Consider the following 18,796-nt stretch of genomic DNA (forward strand, 5'->3'; position numbering starts at 1 on the left):
TTGAATTTGCAGGACAACATGAAATTTACTGATTTATTTATCAAGCGCCCCGTTCTGGCAACTGTTGTCAGCTTGCTGATATTGCTTTTCGGATTGAATGCAATTACGAAGATGCAAGTCAGGCAATTCCCAAGAATGGATAATACGGTTATCACGGTAACGACGACTTACCCCGGCGCGGATGCAAATTTAATTGCAGGCTTTATCACAACGCCGCTTGAAGCTGCAATAGCAAGCGCTGAGGGCATTGACTACATGACTTCTTCAAGCACCCAAGGGGTCAGCACAATCACTTTAAACATTAAACTCAATTTTGATCCCCAAGTTGCTTTCACCGATATCATGAGCAAGGTGCAGCAAACCTTGAACCAGCTTCCTCCCGAATCGCAGCAACCCGTCATTGTTAAAAGTTCTGACGCTTCCACAGCTTTGCTCTATATGAGCTTTGACAGTGAAGAAATGACGCCTCAGCAAATCACAGATTATGCAACCCGGGTTATTCAACCGCAGCTGCAAACAGTTGAAGGTGTTGCGAAGGCAGAGATTTTGGGGGGGCAAACCTACTCAATGCGGATTTTTCTTGATCCTAGAAAAATGGCAGCGCTTGGCGTAAGTCCCGCCGATGTTTTTAATGTATTGGCAAATAATAATTTCCTGACCGCTGCAGGGAACACCAAGGGAGAATACGTTGCCATAAACATTAAAGCCAATACGAATCTTAATAACGCCAAAGAATTTAGCCAGCTCATTGTGCGCAGTGATAAAAATTCAATTATCCGCCTGGGCGATATTGCGAAGGTCATGCTTGGTTCGCAGTCTTATGATACTTCAGTTATTTTTGACGGCAAGAAAGCGGTTTTTATCGGAATAACCCCCACTCCAACTGCCAATCCCTTAACCGTGATAAGCGATGTGCGTAAACTCTTTCCTGAGATTCAACGCCAGTTGCCGCCGTCACTTGAGGCAACAATCGTTTATGATGCCACAGACTTCATCCGTGCCTCTATTAACGAGGTTATTACGACCATTATTGAAGCGGCCGCGATTGTCATCGTTGTCATTTTTCTTTTTTTGGGTTCCATACGCTCAGTTCTTATCCCTATTGTCACAATTCCCCTATCCTTAATCGGCGTTTGTACATTGATGCTATTTTTGGGTTATTCCATCAATTTGCTGACGCTTCTTGCGTTTGTTCTGGCTATTGGGCTTGTCGTTGATGATGCCATTGTGGTTGTGGAGAACATTCACCGCCATATCGAAGAAGGGCTTTCTCCATTTCAAGCCGCCCTTGTTGGCGCGCGTGAAATCGCGACGCCCGTGATTGCCATGACCATTACATTGGCTGCTGTCTATGCTCCCATTGGGTTCATGGGGGGATTAACGGGCGCTTTATTCAAAGAATTTGCTTTTACTTTAGCCTGTGCCGTTATCATCTCCGGCATCATCGCTTTAACGCTTTCCCCGATGATGTGTTCTAAAATCCTGAGTTCAGATAAAAGCAGCGGCAGGTTTGTTCATTTTTTAGATAAAATATTTAACCGCCTGCGCCTTCGTTATCAGAAAATACTGCACAGCCTGTTAGAAACCCGGATTATCATACTCGTTTTTGCCGCAGTAGTTTTATTAATCCTGCCCTATTTATATACACATACTTCCAAAGAAACAGCGCCTGAAGAGGATCAAGGATTTTTTTTCGTGGTGGGGACAGCCCCGCAGTATGCGACACTGGATTATATTGAAGCCTATACCCGAATGTTTGGCGATATTTATCGAAGTTTTCCGGAAATGGAGCATTATTTCGTGATTAATGCCGGCACTCCCATATCAGGTATGGTGCTAAAGCCATGGGATCAGCGGGAGCAGAGCCAGTTTTCACTAAAAGAACCCTTGCAAAATAAACTGGACACAGTTCCTGGTTTAAAATCCTTTGCGGTTATCCCACCGCCTCTCCCGGGAGGAGGCGGCGGTACGCCGATTGAATTTGTGATTAAAACCACAAATGATTTCCAAAGCCTCCTCGAAATTTCAAATAAGCTTCTTGAAAGCGCCCAGAAAAGCGGTTTATTTATCTATCTGGATAATAGCCTGCGGTTTAATCAACCCGAAATAGAGCTGAAGATCAATCGTTCCAAGGCATCTGATCTTGGCTTGGATATGAAAAGTATCGGCAGCAGCCTGGCCAGCGCCCTGTCAGGCGGTTATGTTAACTTCTTTGATCTGCAAGGGCGAAGCTATCAGGTTATTCCCCAGCTCGAAAGGCAATATAGGCTGTCTCCTGAACAGCTTGGCGAGATATATGTACGCTCAGCTAGCGGAACAATGATTCCCTTATCTACAGTGATCACCCCAGTCTCCAAAACCCAGCCCAACAAACTGACTCATTTCCAGCAATTAAATTCCGCAACCATTCAGGGAGTGATGATGCCGGGAGTGACATTGGGCCAGGGACTCGCGTTTTTACAAAAAGAATCCCAGCATATATTGCCCAAAGGATTTACCTATGATTATGCTGGGCAGTCCCGCCAATTCATTCAGGAAGGCACTGCTCTCATTTTTGCCTTCTTTATGGCTATTATCGTGATTTTTTTAGTACTTTCAGCGCAATATGAGAGTTTCCGCGACCCCTTAATCATTCTTATCAGTGTGCCCATGTCAATTTGCGGGGCGTTAATTCCGCTCAATCTAGGCGCGGCAAGTATTAATATTTATACCCAGGTGGGATTGATTACACTGATAGGTTTAATCAGCAAGCATGGGATTTTAATTGTTGATTTCGCCAATCACCTGCAACGGGAAAAGAATTTAACCCGAAGGCAAGCCGTGGAAGAAGCGGCCGGCATTCGCTTAAGACCAATCCTCATGACCACCGCCGCCATGGTTTTTGGCGTACTCCCGCTCCTCATTGCCAGTGGCGCCGGCGCCGTAAGCCGGTTCGACATTGGTCTTGTGATCTCATCAGGATTGTTGATTGGTACATGTTTTACCCTGTTTGTAGTGCCGGTTATCTATACCTATCTCGCAGCAGATCACAGAAAGGATTCAGACGTCCCTGAAAATATTAGTTAGCGAACGGGCCTTGCTTTCATACTGTCGCATCTTCGACCGGATATGTTAAAATCCCCAGTTTTTACAAGACAGGTTATACCATGGAGAAAACATACTCTCCCCACGAAATCGAAAAAAAATATTACCAAAAGTGGGAAAATCACCATTATTTTGAACCTCGAGGTGATGGAGAAAATTTTTGCATTATGCTTCCCCCCCCGAATGTCACCGGCAGTTTGCATATGGGACACGGATTTCAACATACCCTGATTGACACTGTGATCCGGTATAAACGCATGTGTGGTGCGCGGACCTTGTGGCAACCCGGTACCGACCATGCCGGTATCTCTACACAACTCATTGTTGAAAGTAATTTAGACAAGCAGGGATTGTCTCGCAGGGATATGATAAGAGAAGAGTTTTTGGCTCATGTTTGGAAATGGAAAGAAGAGTCCGGCAAAAATATCACAAGGCAAATGCGGCGGATCGGTTCGTCTGTGGACTGGTCACGCGAACGCTTTACCCTCGATGAAGGCTTATCCCTTGCGGTACAGAAAGTATTCATCCAATTGTATAATGAAGGTTTGATTTATCGCGGTTCCCGCCTTGTCAACTGGGATCCGAAACTTGGTACTGCAATATCTGATTTGGAAGTTATTTCAGAAGAAGAAGACGGGTTTCTCTGGCATATTCGTTATCCTGTAGTCGATTCTGAAGAAACACTGGTTATCGCAACCACAAGGCCCGAAACGATGCTTGGGGATACCGCAGTAGCCGTCCATCCCGATGACACACGTTACCAGCACCTGATTGGCAAACAGGTTCATTTGCCTTTATGCGGCCGTACTATTCCTGTCATTGCTGATGAATATGTTGAGCAGGAATTTGGCAGCGGCTGTGTAAAAATCACTCCGGCACATGATTTTAATGATCATGAAATTGGCAAGCGCCACCAATTGCCGGTGATTAATATTTTAACCAAAAAAGCGGCTATTAATAAAAATGCGCCTCTTAAATATCAAGGCATGGACCGCTTTGTTGCCCGTGATCAAATTATTCGTGATCTGGAGGAAGCCGGATTGCTGGTTAAGACTGAGCCGCATAAACTGAAAGTTCCCCGCGGAGAAAAATCAAACGTTATTATTGAGCCTCTTTTGACTGATCAATGGTATGTCAGGACCAAACCATTAGCAGAGCCCGCAATTGAGGCTGTTAGAAGCGGTGAAATCCGCTTTATTCCAGAAAACTGGAGCAAAACTTATTTTCAATGGATGGAACATATTGAAGACTGGTGCATCAGCAGGCAGCTGTGGTGGGGACATAGAATTCCTGCTTGGTATGATAACCATGGCAATATCTATGTGGGATACAGCGAAAATGATGTGCGCTTCAAATACAATCTGGATCCATCCCTCGTATTAAGACAGGATGAGGATGTGCTGGATACCTGGTTTTCTTCAGCGCTCTGGCCATTTTCAAGTTTAGGCTGGCCGGAAAAAACTCCGGAATTTGAACAGTTTTACCCCACTTCGGTGTTATTCACAGGCTTTGACATCATTTTCTTCTGGGTAGCAAGAATGATTATGATGGGGTTGAAATTTACCGGCAAAATTCCTTTCAGGGAAGTTGTCATCACCGGTTTGGTCTGCGACAGTGAAGGTAAGAAAATGTCCAAGTCCAAAGGTAATGTACTCGACCCTATCGACATCATTGATGGAATTGACCTGAACAACTTAATCGCTAAAAGAACCAGCAACCTCATGCTCAATTCCGTGCGTGAGAAAATTGCAAAAGCTACGCGAAAGCAGTTCCCTGAAGGTATTCCGGCATTTGGTACTGATGCCTTGCGCTTCACTTTTTGCTCGCTTGCTTCCAATGCCCGCAAAGTCCGTTTTGATATTGCCCGAGTTGAAGGCTACCGCAATTTCTGTAACAAATTATGGAATGCCTCCCGCTTTGTTTTGCAAAATACCGCTGAAGAGCAGTTAGATTTTGGTGACGGCGCCTTCCAATATAGCCCTGCTGATCAGTGGATTTTATCATTGCTGCAACGTACAAAAGCACAATGCCACCATTATTTCGAAACATATCGTTTTGATTTGCTGGCCAATACGCTTTATGAATTTGTTTGGCATGAATATTGCGACTGGTACTTGGAATTTTCCAAAACAGTGATTTATGATCCCGAGGCTTTAGCGTCAAGAAAAAGAGGAACAAGACGCACGTTAATCCATGTCCTTGATCAAACTTTAAAGTTATTGCATCCAGTTATTCCTTTCATCACTGAAGAAATTTGGCAGCAGTTGACTAAATTGACCAGTGAAAATGGCGAAACCATCATGTTGAGCCAATATCCTAAAGTAGAGGCTGATTTAATCAACCAGCCTGTAGAAGAGGAAATCGACTGGCTTAAAAATGTCATACAAGCAATACGTACCATACGCAGCGAAATGGCAATTAGCCCTTCAAAACAGATTCCCATGAAATTGCGTCATGTGACGTCTGTTGTTCAGGAACGGGTAAGCAAATATGCCCCAACCCTGAAGGCGTTGTGCAAAGTATCAAGTATTGATTATGTCGCAGACAGAGAAGAAATTCCCTTATCTGCCACGGCAGTTATCGGTGAAATGGAATTATTTATTCCCATGAAGGGCTTCATCGACAAGGAAGCGGAAATAAGCCGGCTGGAAAAAGAAATTGCCAAGCTTGATAAGGATATTGCTCTTGCTGAACAGAAGCTTGGGAATCCGGGCTTTATCGACAAAGCTCCGGAAGAGATCGTAGCTAAAGAGCGCGAAAAACTGGATCTTGCTAGAACTGCGAGGGAAAAACTTGTTCGCCAGTATGAGAAAATCAAAACTCTGTGAATAAAACCCTTTCCCGCATTTTTTATCCAACCCCGGGCTTAGACTGCGTCTAATCCGGGGCTCTGGCGATTGTGCTCGAAAAACCGCTTAACGGCGGCTGCATACTTTTTTTTCAATCCACATTGCTAAAGAGATGATCACAACAGCGCTTAGGACAACTCCAAGCGGCTCCCAGGCTGCGCCTACGAGGCTTAAGGCATCAGGACTATGAAATATAGAAAACGGGATAGCCAGCACGATATCCATTAATGCCGCTCCTGCCACCAAGCCGCATGCGATAAGCGTACCAATTTGCAAACGGAGGCTTTTCTCTTCTTTTTGCAAATCTTGACGCTGCAAACGCCAGTTCACTATCATGGCAATCAATCCTCCTAAAAAAAGCGGAAAGGAAGATGAAATCGGCAAGTACATGCCAATCGCGACACCAAGAATGGATATTTGAAAAAAACGCTGTAAATTAAAAAGCTTGTTAATAAAAATAATCGCGAGGATAATCGCTGAGCCAACCAGCATCATAACCCAGGGCAACGTATTGCGAAATACTGCTTCCGTAACAGCAGCAAGCATGGCTGCGGTGGGTGCCGGAAGAGATTGGCTGACATCCATATTTTCATGAGGCACAACCCCGGCTATGCCATATACTTCAAACAGCAACTGCATGACAGGCGGGATAATCAAAGCCGAAATTAAAACCCCCAACAGCAACATGAGCTGCTGTTTCCAGGGCGTTGCGCCAACCAGTTGGCCTACCTTTAAATCCTGGGTATTGTCATTGGCAATAGCTGCTATCCCTGTCACAACCGAACCAATGATAATTGTAATGGCTTCTGCGGCTTTTAATTGTTCAATGGATAAAGGCAGCGGAATCGCCACTTTAATCACTCCTAGCAATAACCAGGCGGCAAGCAATACCCCAGCAATGACCACTGAACTTCCGGGGCTTGCGGTAACCCCAACCATGCCAGAGAAGTATGCTGTAATCACAGAAAACAAAAAGCCAATAACCAATACATAAATGACAGTCGAAAAAATGAGCGTTGGGGCATAATCATTGTCCAGCCCTGCTTTACCCAGAGGAAAAACAAACTGAAAAAATAAAAACATCAGCGCAGCAGTGATGAAGATGCCGATTAAAATATAAGGCATTGGAATATCCCTGTCAGTGCGGGGAAGGTGCTCTTCTGCCCTGCTTTTTGACATAAAAGCGCGCATGGAAAGCCTGATGCTGCTTTTAAGAGGCTTCACCAATTTCATCATTGTCCAAATGCCCGCAAACAGCATAGCGCCAATACCGAGATATCTCATCTCGCTGTTCCACAGCAACAGCGCAGCCTTATCAGTCGGGTATTTGAGTAAAAATTCTGGATAATATTGGCTGACTATCGGCAAGGCTATGACCCAGGAGACAATTGCTCCGATAAATATGCTTAAAGCCATATCATGGCCAATTAGATAACCCGCGCCGATCATGGTTGCAGAAAACCCGGCGCCAAATCCAAAAATAGATCGTTTGAAAACAAACCAATAATTATAGCTGCCGGCCAAAATCTTAAATCCAGTCTGAAATAATTCAAGGACTGCCCCAACCAGGCCGCCCAATACGATATTCTTAAGACCAAATCGGTTAGCAGAAGATTTCAGTACTTCCGCAATCGCGCGGCCCTCTGGAAACTTCAATCGTTCTTCATTGACAAGAATCCTTCGCAAGGGAATAGAAAACAGCACTCCCAAAACGCCGCCGCTCGCCGCTATAAAAAAATTGGTAAAATAATCAAAATGATTCCAGTAGCCTATGATTACCAAGCCGGGAATAGTGTATACAATGCCGCCGGCAACAGCTTCTCCCGCAGAAGCGGCAGTTTGAACCGCATTGTTTTCAAGAATAGTGGAATGTTTAAAAAGACGCAGCACACCCATGGAAATAATGGCAGCAGGGATAGAAGCAGAAGTAAGAATACCGAGTTTCAAGGCAAGATAAGCATTGGACATCGCCAGAATCAGGGTCAGCAATATCGCCAAAACAATGGCGCGAAGGCTCAATTCAGCCAGCTCTTTTTCAGGAGTAACAAAAGTCATAGGCGTGTTGTCCTCTAATAGCAATTTTTCCTATTTTTCCTTAACCCACTGTCCAGCAATCATTTTTTCATGCGAAAAAGGATATCCAAATTGATAACAAAGCTCTGCCGGATCATGGATAGACCAACGCAGCAGATCAGCCTTAAAGCCTTTCTCCAACACCCCTTTTTTGTGGGATATGCCTAACGCGCGCGCTGCCTGGTAAGTAACACCCGCCCAAACTTCAGGCACGGTCAATGAAAACAGCTGGCAGGCCATATTCATCATTAATGGCAAGGATGTCGTAGGCGAAGATCCAGGATTGCAATCGGTAGCAACTGCCATACCGACTTGATGTTGACGCAACAGGCTGACAGGCGGCTTTTGCGTTTCGCGAAGAAAATAATAGGCTCCCGGTAAAAGTACTGCAGTCGTGCCAGCATTTGCCATCGCTTCGATATCCTTTTCATGAAGATATTCCAAATGGTCGGCGGACAATGCCCCATAACGGGCCGCAAGCGAGCTTGCGCCTATATTCGATAACTGTTCCGCATGGCATTTAACCGGCAGATGGTATTTCTTTGCCGCAGCGAATATCTGCTCAGTTTCCATGACCGAAAAGGCTATGGATTCGCAAAACACATCGACTGCATCAGCTAATCCTGATTCAGCAACCGCCGGCAGGACTTCCTCACAGACATATTCTACATAAGCTTTACGGTTATTTTGATATTCGGGAGGAACTGCATGCGCGCCAAGGTAAGTCGTAAAAACATCAACGTCCGCTTCCTGTTGAAGTTGCCTTGCAACGTGCAGCATTTTTAACTCAGTTTGCAAATCAAGTCCGTACCCTGACTTGATTTCAACTGTTAACACACCCTCTTTGCGCATAGCCAAAAGCCTGGGCAGGGACTGCTCGATAAGTTCATCCTTTGAAGCCACCCTTGTTTTCTTCACTGTAGAAATAATTCCCCCGCCTTTATGCGCTATCTCCTCATAAGAAACTCCCTTTAGACGCAGCGCGAATTCATCGGCACGATTACCTGCATACACGAGATGGGTATGGCAATCAATAAGGGCAGGCGTGACAAGTTTTCTTTGGCAGTCTTCAACGTTCCTGGCTGATTCCAAAATGCCTTTGGATAACTCCTCCATAGAACCACGCCAGCCAATGATGCCGGCTTTAATTGCCAAGGCATGATTCGGCAGGGTATGACCCTTGCGATCCAGCAAGGTTGCGTTAATCAACAACGTATCACAATCAATCATCATGCTCTTCCCAGTCAGGCACTTCATATCCCGCAGCAAGCCAGGCAGGATGGTGCGAGCGATCATAAATATCCCATTCTTTAGCGGAATACTGTTCCTTACCCACATCAAGCAAAAGCCAGGTCAAAAAAAGAGCTACCGTTTCAGCTGATAACAATTGTTTATTTGCTTTTAGCCGATGGAAAAATCGCTTTTTATCTTCTTCCATGAAATCGGCATCGCGAATTAATGCCTGCATATCCGTATCAATGATGCCTGGCATGGCTACCGCAAAGTCAATATCCCTGCTTTCTAATTGCCAGCAGCGGGTCAGCATCGCAAGCGCCGCTTTTGACACACAATACCCCCCCCACCCTGCCACAGGAAAATAGGCAGCCCCTGAACCGATATTTAATACCCGCTGATTGGTCAGTTTCCGGCTCAATAGTTGAGTTAAAAATAAAGCAGGTTCTACATTTGTCGCCAAAATATGATGCCATTCAACTTCAGTAATTTCATTGAGCGGCTTAATCGGTTGTATTGTACCTGCATTATGAACCAGTCCCTTGATCACAGGAACATGCTCGAGGTACCCGGCAATCAGCTGGCGGCCTTCACCGGTTGAGACATCAGCTGCCAGATATTCAATGCCGGAAGCTTTAGCTGCGGTTTGCCGCAAGAGATTTTCGCGGCGTCCAATGATTAAAACAGGCTGGTTCCTTCTAGCCAAAGATATGGCTAAAGCCGCACCAATTCCTGTCCCTCCTCCTGTTACCACAAACACCTCAGCCTCCGAATTAGACAGTAAAAAACTTGAGTTCAAGATGATAGCAGACATGTCCTTTTAAGGCACGATTAAAATTTAGCCTGAGAGATAAACGCACAACATGTTTGGTCTAAAATTTACATCCCTGCAATACAATTTTGACTTCAAACATAGATTACATTTCCCTTGTTGTTGAACCATAATATAATTTCGTAACATTGCGCGGGCGGGAGCATTCATGTTATCTGACATGAAATTTTATGAGGCGCCTTCTTCATCCTTATGGCAGGGAAGGAAAGACAGTTTGCCAGAAGAACGCTTTTTTCAAAAAGTCACCTGCTGTGATCTTCGCGGGGCGCACCCAACGCAACCCGAGGAAGCGATAGTTTTGATTGGCTTTGGCAGTGATGAAGGGGTGAGAAGAAACCTCGGTAGAACTGGAGCCAAGGAAGGGCCTGATGCAATACGCCGCCAACTTGGGGCTTTAGCCTCGCATAACAATCTCAACTTAATGGATGTTGGCAATATTATCTGTAACGAAAATCAGCTTGAAGCCGCTCAGGAACATTTCGCGACACTCATTCAACATTTCCAAAATCAGGGATACAAAACAGTGGCATTAGGCGGGGGGCATGAGATTGCCTGGGGGCATTTTATGGGGTTGGCGGCCCAATATCCGGATATTGGGATCATCAATTTTGACGCCCATTTTGATTTACGTCCCAAAATAGAATCTGCAACAAGCGGCACGCCGTTTTGGCAGATTCGCCAGTATTGCATTGAGAACAATCTTGATTTTAACTATTGCTGCCTTGGCATCCAGCCAACTGCCAACACAAAATCCCTTTTTGACAGCGCCCATGAGTTTAAGGTTTCATACTTGACTGCTGATCAAATGCATGCGGAGAGTATTGCCTGGCAAATGGCTTTTCTTGATGATTTTGTTTTGCGACATGAGCATTTGTATGTAACTATTTGTCTTGATGTATTTTCTGAAAGCCACGCGCCAGGCGTCAGTGCTCCGCAGGCCATGGGGTTATCTCCCGCGCAGGTTTTCACCCTGTTGAAATACATCACACAAACTGGCAAAGTGGTAAGTCTTGATATTGCCGAACTTTCACCGCCGCTGGATCAAGGACAACAAACAGCGAGACTGGCGGCAAATCTATTGGCTAAGTTTTTAAATTTAATATATAAAGGAATGTAAACCATGAGAAACACTGTCATTAACGCAGTTTTTTTGGCAATGCTTAGCAATACCCTATATGCTGAGAGCGTCAATCCTCCTGCTGAATCCACAAGCCAGCCCGCTGTAGAACAGCAAGCGCAACCGGCATCTGACCAAACAAAACCAGAAACAGCCGCGGCAATCAATTGCAGCTACCAGATACCGCCAGAGAAAACTGATATTGAACCTTCCATAGTCAACGCTTGGTCAAAACAGGCTGTCATCCAGGCATTTGACTTTAATTCTGCAACTATTGATCAACAACTTGAGCAACTAAAGGCCTGTTTTACTGAAACCGGCTGGCAGGGTTATCAGGAGGCTTTACAACAATCAGGCAATATTGATGCCATTAAGTCACAGAATTTAACCGTCAGCAGTCAGATAGACGGAGAAATTAATATTAACCCTGTGAAAGAAAATCAATGGAAAGCAACCATTCCACTGGAAGTTGTCTATCAGAACAATAAAGAAAAATTAACTCAAAAATTGATGGTGAACATGTTAATTGGCCGAAAAATGACAGGCGAGCTCGGTATCATGCAAATTATTGCTGCTCCCCGTGCCGCAGAAAATGCAGACAATTCGACCAAGGCATCCGAACAAACAGGGCAAGAATAAAAAAATTTTCTCGTCCTGCCCATGTTCAAGCAGGACGACAGGCGCTTTCTCGATTTTAACAAGCTTTCAGGATGATGATGCCTTACTTAATTGCTTTAATCATTTTTCTATTCAACTTCAATACTCATGCCAATGTCATCCAATATTTTACCGGTATAAGCTACAGCAATCCCGCAGCTTTGTTTCAGATAAAACAAAATGAGTTTATCCTTGGCGGTACCGGTATTTATACCAATGCCAGATTTGCAGGAAGCGTACTCAATTTCAACAACGGCCTCTATGGCGAAGGCATTTCTTATTCGCGCACCACAAGCTTCCTGCCTTACGGGCGGATAGCAACGCGACTTAATGATAGTAGCGTATTTGCTGTTGATGTCACCCAGCCTTTTCACTCTAACCTTAATTGGGGAAACAATTCATTTACCCGCTATGCAGCCACACAAACCTATCTCACAGATATTGATGTAAGTCCCAGAGCATCGTACAGTTTCAACAAGCAATGGCACTTTGGAGCAGGACTGAATTTTAATTTTCTGCAAAATAACGAAACGAACTGGGCTTTACCCGTAGGGCCTGCCGCTTTTGCCAATTTGGTTAACCAAACATCGGGGTTTGGATTAGGTTACAATCTTGGTGTTTATCATATGTTTAATCCTACCAATTTTTTAGGGCTAACTTATTATTCTTCAATTAAGCAGGTCACCCGAGGTACCAGCACGCTGCAAAACGGGATGAACACGAATTTGGCATTTGACTTCCGTATGCCTGCCACGACAGTTTTAAGCTATGTTCACCTGTTTAACAAAGACTGGCTTGCCAGCGCGCAAGTATTTTACAGTCAATGGAGCGCAAATCAATTTGCCAATTTTCGCAATACCAGCGCTCCGCCGCCATTAAGCCCCCATTTTTCTTTTAATATGAGTTTTAGTAATTCCATTGCGCTGCTTGGCGTACTGCGCAATCAATACAATGAAAAACTGGGCATGACCTTATTGGGCATGATAGATGACGGGCCAGAAAAGGACCGCTTGCGCACAATTAATTTTCCTGCTGACACCCAGTTTTTTCTCGCCCTTGCGGCAGAATACCACATTAAGAAGAATATGCTCATTGAATTACTGTATGGACATGGATTCTCAAATACCACGATGAACAACAAGGTTGTATTGAATGGGCAAGAGATGCCCTTTACCACAGGAAAAGTTCGCATCCATGCCGATGTTATCGATTTGAAACTAAAAATAATGAACTAGGCGCGTGTCAGTTGAATGACACGCACTGCTGTTAACCGACCTCGTCCTTATCCCCATCTTCGTCCGGATAGGAAAGCACCGTTACAGTCGTGCCTATATCAATAAACTCTTCATTAAGCCATTTTGCAGCACTGGGCAAGACCCGGATGCATCCGTGGCTGGAGTTGTAAGGAGGGACTTCATAAGCTGCATGGATGGTAAAACCACGATAAAAATACATGCAATAAGGCATTTTTGCGCCCCCTTCCGTTTGCACAGGATATTCTCCTGATTTGCAGTTAATGCCCTTTTTGTTATAGACGCGGAAAGTACCAGTCACTGTTCGGCATGGCTTACCCACATCCTCGCAAAAGTCTTTTCCACCAGAAGCGCTGCCGGTCATAATACGGCGCCCCTCAGCATCATAGGCAGCCCATGCCGCAACCTTTGGATCAAAAACAAACTCTTTTTTGCCGGCAGCCTGTTTTTGTTTGGGAAAATAATTGGCTCCACGGTGATCGCGCAGATAATGTTTAGTATGGTGGACAATGCCCGCATCGTCTGTAATATAGGTCGACTCATCAAAATCAACGCAGGCTGTTAAACTCATAGCTAACGCTAAAACCAGCAACAATTGCTTATTCATGAAAAAGCATCCTCATATTCAAAAATTTAATTACATGCGCTGCTCATCATTCTTTTACCTTATCCCGTAGGTCATGAGGGATGTCTGAAATTTGGTAAAATCAAAATCTGTCATCCTTCGCTGGCGAAGGATGACAGGCGAATGAGCAGGATCAATTACGCCGATAAACGACGATATTTAATCCTTGAAGGCCGCACAGCCAAGTCACCGAGGCGGCGTTTTTTATCTTCCTCAAATTCGCTGTAGTTTCCTTCAAAAAATGTCACCTGTGAATCACCTTCAAACGCTAAAAGATGCGTGCAAATGCGATCCAGAAACCATCGATCATGAGACACGACAATAGCGCAACCAGGAAAATTTAAGATTGCCTCTTCAAGTGCGCGCAAAGTTTCCACATCCAGGTCATTGCTTGGCTCATCGAGTAGTAAGACGTTTGCGCCACTCTTCAAAAGCTTTGCCAAATGCACGCGGTTTCGCTCGCCGCCCGAGAGCTGAGACATCCGTTTCTGCTGATCAGAACCTTTAAAATTAAAGCGGCCGACATAAGCCCGTGAAGGCATCTGAAACGCGCCAACCTGAATGATATCATGCCCTTCAGATATTTCCTCCCAGACTGTCTTTTTATCATCCAGAGCATCACGCATTTGATCGACATAAGCCAGCTTAACTGTTTCTCCTATGCGTAACTCACCGCTGTCGGGGGCAATATGCCGGGTTATCATTTTTAAAAAGGTGGATTTACCCGCCCCATTCGGGCCGATGATGCCGAGCACGCCGCCTTTCGGCAAGTGAAAATTCAAATCATCAAACAATAAGCGATCGGCAAATGCCTTTCTGATATTTTTGCCTTCAAGCACCAAGTCGCCCAGGCGTTCACCTGGCGGTATATAGATCTCATTGGTTTCATTGCGTTTTTGAAATTCCTTGGAGTTCAACTCATCAAAACGGGCAAGGCGGGCTTTATTCTTGGCATGCCGCCCTTTTGGCGATGTCCTCACCCATTCCAGCTCAGTTTTCAAAGCCCTGAGATGGGATGCCTGTTGTTTCTGTTCCTGTTCAAGGCGCGCATTTTTTTGCTCAAGCCAGGAAGTATAATTACCTTTATAGGGAATACCTTCCCCTCTATCAAGCTCAAGTATCCATTCTGCCGCATTATCAAGAAAATACCGGTCATGGGTGACTGCCACGACAGTTCCGGGATATTCTTCCAAATAACGCTCAAGCCAGGCAACACTTTCCGCATCCAAATGGTTGGTCGGCTCGTCCAAAAGAAGCATATCGGGGTTCGACAACAGCAAGCGGCATAAAGCGACCCTGCGTTTTTCACCGCCAGAAAGAACCTCTATTTTAGTTTCCCAATCCGGAAGCCTTAACGCATCAGAAGCGATTTCAAGTTTCCGTTCAAGCTCCCACCCCTGGCCTGCATCAATAGCCTGCTGCAATTCCCCTTGTTCCGCCAAAAGGGCATTCAGCTCATCATCACTCATTGGTTCGGCAAAACGCATGCTGATTTCATCAAAGCGGGCGAGGAGAGCTTTCATCTCTGCCACACCTTCTTCTACGACCTCGCGCACTGTCTTATGGGCATCAATTTCCGGTTCCTGAGCAAGATAACCGATTTTAATGCCAGGCTGGGGGCGCGCTTCGCCATCATAATTTTTGTCAATACCTGCCATAATGCGAAGCAGAGTAGACTTGCCAGAACCATTTAAGCCCAAAACACCAATCTTTGCGCCAGGAAAAAAACTTAGCGAAATATCTTTCAGGATGAATCGCTGGTTATCAACAACTTTGCTCACCCGATTCATCGTAAAAATATATTGTGACATAAAAACTCCCAAAGGGTCTTAAAAACCGTAGAAAAATACTGTCTTCGGCCGATTACAACTCACTCCAGTCAAGGATCACTTTGCCAGACTGGCCAGAAGCCATAATTTGAAAAGCGCTTTGAAACTCGCTTATGGGAAAACGATGGGTAATCACAGGGGAAATATTGAGACCGCTTTGTAACATCGCAATCATTTTATACCAGGTTTCATACATTTCCCGGCCATAAATTCCCTTGACAATCAATCCCTTAAATATAACCTGATTCCAATCGAGCGGCGTTTCCTGGGGAGGGATGCCAAGCATCGCAATTCGTCCGCCATGATTCATGGCCTTGACCATGTCGTTTAAAGCCATGGGATTACCGGACATTTCAAGCCCTATATCAAAGCCTTCTGTCATGCCAAGCTCATCAATCACATCCCTGAGCGGCTGATATTTCACATTCACAGCCCGCGAAACACCCATCTTACGGGCCAAGTCTAGGCGATAATCATTCACATCCGTAATCACCACATGACGGGCGCCAATATGGCGAACGATAGCTGCCGCCATGATGCCGATAGGCCCTGCACCGGTTATCAATACATCTTCCCCAACCACATCAAAGGACAAGGCGCAGTGAGTTGCGTTGCCGAGAGGATCAAGTACTGCTGCCTGCTCGTCTGTGATATTGTCAGGCAAAACCAATACATTGCTGGCCGGCAGAACCAAATACTCCGCAAAACTCCCTGGACGATTCACACCTACTCCCTTGGTATTGCGGCACAAGTGCCGCTTGCCGGCCCGACAGTTACGGCATAAACCGCAGGTAATATGGCCTTCTCCAGAAACTCTCTGGCCCGGGCTTATTCCTTTGACTTCCCGGCCAACTTCAACAATTTCTCCATAAAATTCATGGCCGACAGACATAGGCACAGGAATTGTGGCTTGTGCCCAGTCGTCCCAGGAATAAATATGTATATCCGTGCCGCAAATCGCGGTTTTTTTGATTTTAATCAAAACATCATTCACGCCATATTCTGGGACGGGCACATCCTGCATCCAAATACCCGGTTCCCGCTTTGCTTTAACCAATGATTTCATACTATCCTCGATTCATCTCATTTACTGATTATTAAAATTCATTAATTTTTTTAAATAATGCCAAGCTTTTTCCCTACTGACTCAAAGGCATTTAAAGCTTTATCCAAATGATGCAATTCATGGGCTGCAGACATTTGGGTGCGAATTCGAGCCTGCCCCTTGGGCACGACGGGAAATGAAAAGCCGACAACATAAACCCCTTCTTTAAGCAATTCTTCCGCCATTCTTGCAGCCAATGCAGCATCCCCCAGCATGACAGGAATAATTGCATGTTCTCCTGGTATCAGGTTAAAGCCCAATTTCTGAAGACCCGAGCGAAAATACTGGGCATTACGCTTGAGTTTAACAAGTAAATCATGGCTCTTTTCCAACAGGTCCAAAACAGCAATAGAAGTAGCCGCGATTACCGGTGCCAGCGTATTGGAAAAAAGATAAGGCCTTGAACGCTGGCGCAACCATTCTATAATCACTGAATTTGCTGAGGTATAACCCCCAGAGGCTCCGCCCAGGGCTTTTCCGAGAGTACCGGTTATGATATCAATCTGGTCAGTTACACCAAAGTATTCGGGAGTGCCCCGGCCGGATTCACCGATAAATCCAACAGCGTGCGAGTCATCAACCATCACCATGGCATCATATTTTTCTGCCAGTGCGCAAATCTCAGGCAAATTGGCAAATATGCCGTCCATTGAAAACACCCCATCGGTAGCAATAAGACGAAAGCGCGCCCCTTGCGACTCCTTAAGCTGTTTTTCCAAATCCCTCATATCATTATTGGCATAACGATAACGCTGTGCCTTACAGAGGCGAATGCCATCGATGATGCTGGCATGATTCAAAGCATCGCTGATGACAGCATCTTCAGGGCCGAGTAAGGTTTCAAACAAACCAGCGTTGGCATCAAAACATGAGGAATATAAAATGGCTTCTTCCTTACCGAGAAATTGACTTATTTTTTCTTCCAGAATTTTGTGCGGGGTTTGAGTGCCGCAAATAAAACGCACCGATGCCATCCCATAACCATATTGAGCCAGTGCTTTTTGCCCTTCGGCAATCAAAAGGGGATGATTGGCTAAACCCAAGTAATTGTTGGCACAGAGATTAATTAACTCCTGATCATTGACTGCGACATTTGCCTGCTGTTGAGTGGTAATGACTCTTTCCGGCTTGTACAAGCCTTCTTCTTTGAGCTTCAACAACTCAGTTTGCAAATAATCTCTAAAGCGATCAATCACATGAATCTCCTGATAAATAGATAAATTTGCCGATAATATCAAATTTTACACAATTGCACTACGTGCAACCATATTTACGTCAGCGGCCAAAGACCTAAATTACTTCCCTTGATCATGAAATCGTCGCACCAGAGAACAATTCTTGCTAAAATCATGCCATCGTTTTAACCTAGTTTTATAATTTCACCGGCGGGATTACATGAGCAGTCAAATCGCATGCATCAATATGATCAAACAGCAACTGAGGACAGGTGATGTCTTGAATGACAGAATTCTTGATTTATTCAAAATCATTCCTCGCGAAAACTTCGTGCCAAAGGAGTTTAAGCATTTTGCCTATTCTGATATGCGGATTGATTTGCCCCATCAGCAAAAAATGATGGCTCCTTTGGAAGAAGCCACACTGTTACAATCACTGGATTTAAAAGGCACTGAAACGGTATTGGAAGTGGGAACAGGCACAGGTTTTTTAACAGCCTTGCTAAGCCGATTGGCAAAACATGTTCTAAGCATCGATTATTTTTCTGATTTTACAGCCCAGGCCCGGCTCAAGCTTGCTGAGCATCAATGTAAAAATGTAGAGCTTGTTACTGGCGACGCTGCGCGAGGCTGGGTGGACAAAGCGCCTTATGACGTGGTGGTTTTCACGGGCGCTGTACCGGAAATAACCGATACCCACCGGCTGCAGGTTTTACCGGGCGGAAAATTATTTATCATCGTTGGGGACAAGCCCATTATGCCTGCGGTCTTGCTCACGCTCACGCAGGACAATGTATGGGAAGAAAAGCTCATATTTGAAACCTCAATTCCTCCTTTAATTAATAAATTAAAACCAAAAGAATTTGTTTTCTAAGGCATGCAGCAATGAGAGTAATGCGGTATCAGTTGACGAATCATTTTGTAAAGGCGCATCAGCGCATTCTTAACTCGGCTGGGTCTTTCC

13 protein-coding genes are annotated in these 18,796 nt (G+C 45.0%); 6 read left to right on the top strand and 7 right to left on the bottom strand.

Translation table 11 applies throughout. The annotated features are described in order from the left end of the window. Nucleotides 1–18: 18 nt before the first annotated feature. Both Llon_RS05390 and Llon_RS05395 read left to right on the top strand, forming a co-directional pair. Nucleotides 19–3,066, top strand: a complete 3,048-nt coding sequence (locus Llon_RS05390) for a multidrug efflux RND transporter permease subunit (protein ID WP_058529027.1) — start codon at nt 19–21, stop codon at nt 3,064–3,066. An 80-nt stretch (nt 3,067–3,146) separates the two neighbouring features. Beyond that, entirely contained in the window at nt 3,147–5,912 is a 2,766-nt protein-coding gene (locus Llon_RS05395; RefSeq protein ID WP_058529028.1) for a valine--tRNA ligase, read from the top strand. A gap of 87 nt (nt 5,913–5,999) precedes the next feature. Here the strand turns inward: Llon_RS05395 and Llon_RS05400 are convergent, their stop codons facing one another. From Llon_RS05400 to Llon_RS05410, 3 genes are read right to left on the bottom strand one after another with little or no spacing between them, the layout of a single operon-like run. Further along, nucleotides 6,000–7,988, bottom strand: a complete 1,989-nt coding sequence (locus Llon_RS05400; RefSeq protein ID WP_058529029.1) for an OPT family oligopeptide transporter — start codon at nt 7,986–7,988, stop codon at nt 6,000–6,002. Nucleotides 7,989–8,018: 30 nt separating this feature from the next. Then, a complete protein-coding gene (hutI, locus tag Llon_RS05405) occupies nt 8,019–9,236 on the bottom strand; it encodes an imidazolonepropionase (RefSeq protein ID WP_058529113.1) in 1,218 nt (405 codons plus the stop codon). Then, the gene (locus Llon_RS05410; protein WP_237758263.1) at nt 9,229–10,053 is read right to left on the bottom strand and encodes an SDR family NAD(P)-dependent oxidoreductase; all 825 of its coding nucleotides are present in this window, start codon (nt 10,051–10,053) and stop codon (nt 9,229–9,231) included. The genes hutI and Llon_RS05410 overlap by 8 nt, the downstream gene beginning before the upstream one ends. A gap of 166 nt (nt 10,054–10,219) precedes the next feature. Here Llon_RS05410 and hutG point away from each other — a divergent pair, with 166 nt between their 5' ends. The 3 genes from hutG (at nt 10,220) to Llon_RS05425 (ending at nt 13,080) form a co-directional block, all read left to right on the top strand. Further along, nucleotides 10,220–11,188, top strand: coding sequence for a formimidoylglutamase (gene hutG, locus Llon_RS05415; RefSeq protein ID WP_058529030.1), 969 nt, complete (start codon nt 10,220–10,222; stop codon nt 11,186–11,188). A 3-nt stretch (nt 11,189–11,191) separates the two neighbouring features. Continuing rightward, the gene (locus Llon_RS05420; protein ID WP_058529031.1) at nt 11,192–11,827 is read left to right on the top strand and encodes a DotI/IcmL family type IV secretion protein; all 636 of its coding nucleotides are present in this window, start codon (nt 11,192–11,194) and stop codon (nt 11,825–11,827) included. Nucleotides 11,828–11,904: 77 nt separating this feature from the next. Next, nucleotides 11,905–13,080, top strand: a complete 1,176-nt coding sequence (locus tag Llon_RS05425; RefSeq protein WP_058529115.1) for an OmpP1/FadL family transporter — start codon at nt 11,905–11,907, stop codon at nt 13,078–13,080. Nucleotides 13,081–13,111: 31 nt separating this feature from the next. Here the strand turns inward: Llon_RS05425 and Llon_RS05430 are convergent, their stop codons facing one another. The 4 genes from Llon_RS05430 to Llon_RS05445 all read right to left on the bottom strand — a co-directional run bounded on the left by Llon_RS05430 (nt 13,112) and on the right by Llon_RS05445 (nt 17,850). Continuing rightward, nucleotides 13,112–13,705: a L,D-transpeptidase gene (locus tag Llon_RS05430; RefSeq protein ID WP_058529032.1), complete on the bottom strand. Its 594-nt coding sequence runs from the start codon at nt 13,703–13,705 to the stop codon at nt 13,112–13,114. A gap of 155 nt (nt 13,706–13,860) precedes the next feature. Next, entirely contained in the window at nt 13,861–15,534 is a 1,674-nt protein-coding gene (ettA, locus tag Llon_RS05435) for an energy-dependent translational throttle protein EttA (RefSeq protein WP_058529033.1), read from the bottom strand. Between the two features lie 52 nt (nt 15,535–15,586). Continuing rightward, on the bottom strand, nt 15,587–16,618 hold the full coding sequence (gene tdh / locus Llon_RS05440) for an L-threonine 3-dehydrogenase (protein ID WP_058529034.1): 1,032 nt from the start codon (nt 16,616–16,618) through the stop codon (nt 15,587–15,589). A gap of 50 nt (nt 16,619–16,668) precedes the next feature. After that, nucleotides 16,669–17,850 (bottom strand): glycine C-acetyltransferase, encoded by a 1,182-nt coding sequence (locus tag Llon_RS05445; RefSeq protein WP_425293475.1) that lies wholly within the window; start codon nt 17,848–17,850, stop codon nt 16,669–16,671. A gap of 202 nt (nt 17,851–18,052) precedes the next feature. Between Llon_RS05445 and Llon_RS05450 the strand changes: the two genes are divergently transcribed. Further along, nucleotides 18,053–18,706, top strand: a complete 654-nt coding sequence (locus Llon_RS05450) for a protein-L-isoaspartate O-methyltransferase family protein (protein ID WP_058529036.1) — start codon at nt 18,053–18,055, stop codon at nt 18,704–18,706. Nucleotides 18,707–18,796 lie beyond the last annotated feature (90 nt).

Source organism: Legionella londiniensis (assembly GCF_001467825.1).
Lineage (GTDB): Bacteria > Pseudomonadota > Gammaproteobacteria > Legionellales > Legionellaceae > Legionella_A > Legionella_A londiniensis.

What these genes read in the sequence shown, in the direction of transcription:
- Llon_RS05390 (WP_058529027.1), top strand. Translation starts at nt 19, where the DNA reads ATGAAATTTACTGATTTATTTATCAAGCGCCCCGTTCTGGCAACTGTT.
- Llon_RS05395 (WP_058529028.1), top strand. Translation starts at nt 3,147, where the DNA reads ATGGAGAAAACATACTCTCCCCACGAAATCGAAAAAAAATATTACCAA.
- Llon_RS05400 (WP_058529029.1), bottom strand. Translation starts at nt 7,988, where the DNA reads ATGACTTTTGTTACTCCTGAAAAAGAGCTGGCTGAATTGAGCCTTCGC.
- hutI (WP_058529113.1), bottom strand. Translation starts at nt 9,236, where the DNA reads ATGATTGATTGTGATACGTTGTTGATTAACGCAACCTTGCTGGATCGC.
- Llon_RS05410 (WP_237758263.1), bottom strand. Translation starts at nt 10,053, where the DNA reads ATGTCTGCTATCATCTTGAACTCAAGTTTTTTACTGTCTAATTCGGAG.
- hutG (WP_058529030.1), top strand. Translation starts at nt 10,220, where the DNA reads ATGTTATCTGACATGAAATTTTATGAGGCGCCTTCTTCATCCTTATGG.
- Llon_RS05420 (WP_058529031.1), top strand. Translation starts at nt 11,192, where the DNA reads ATGAGAAACACTGTCATTAACGCAGTTTTTTTGGCAATGCTTAGCAAT.
- Llon_RS05425 (WP_058529115.1), top strand. Translation starts at nt 11,905, where the DNA reads ATGCCTTACTTAATTGCTTTAATCATTTTTCTATTCAACTTCAATACT.
- Llon_RS05430 (WP_058529032.1), bottom strand. Translation starts at nt 13,705, where the DNA reads ATGAATAAGCAATTGTTGCTGGTTTTAGCGTTAGCTATGAGTTTAACA.
- ettA (WP_058529033.1), bottom strand. Translation starts at nt 15,534, where the DNA reads ATGTCACAATATATTTTTACGATGAATCGGGTGAGCAAAGTTGTTGAT.
- tdh (WP_058529034.1), bottom strand. Translation starts at nt 16,618, where the DNA reads ATGAAATCATTGGTTAAAGCAAAGCGGGAACCGGGTATTTGGATGCAG.
- Llon_RS05450 (WP_058529036.1), top strand. Translation starts at nt 18,053, where the DNA reads ATGAGCAGTCAAATCGCATGCATCAATATGATCAAACAGCAACTGAGG.